This window comes from Thermanaerothrix sp. (genome assembly GCA_026417795.1).
Classification (GTDB): domain Bacteria; phylum Synergistota; class Synergistia; order Synergistales; family Synergistaceae; genus Thermanaerovibrio.
The window spans coordinates 1-521 of record JAOACP010000138.1 but is presented as its reverse complement, the minus strand read 5'-3'; the positions used below and the strand labels follow the sequence as shown (position 1 = coordinate 521).

Sequence of the window (521 nt, the reverse complement as noted above, 5' to 3'; positions counted from 1 at the left end):
GAGACAGAAGTTCTACCGTAGCAGGCACAGGACAGGCCGTTTCAGAGGTACATTTGAGACAGGTAATACACTGATGATGACGAACGGTCGTACTCGTAGAAACAGATATGTTCATGGGACAGGCCCGATCGCAGGCCTTACAGTTAATACAGGTATTCTGATTCCGTTTAATTCCAAAAATACGGAAGATATTAAAAATTCCCAGGAGGGCCCCGTAAGGACAGGCATACTTACAGAAGGGCCGTTCAATAAAAAGAGAGGCTATTAAAGCAAGCCCCAGGACAATCAACGCCGTAAGGGGCACTTCACCGGTCCAGAAGTTAAAAAGAGCATAATAGGGATCCACATCAGAAAAAACCAGTTTCATGGAAGTGGCCGTAACATACACAACCCACACTAATACGCCGTACCGCAAGAACCGGAGGTAACCATCCAGACGAGAAGGAACAAAATGATTATCCCTTTTCTTAAAGAGCTTTTTTCCCAGTTTACCAATCAGTTCCTGCACCGTTCCCATAGGA

1 protein-coding gene is annotated in these 521 nt (G+C 45.5%); it reads right to left on the bottom strand.

What is annotated here, in order from left to right:
* The coding region (locus N2315_09630; GenBank protein MCX7829430.1) for a 4Fe-4S binding protein at nt 1-367 on the bottom strand (367 nt) is incomplete at its 3' end.
* Between the last annotated feature and the right edge of the window lie 154 nt (nt 368-521).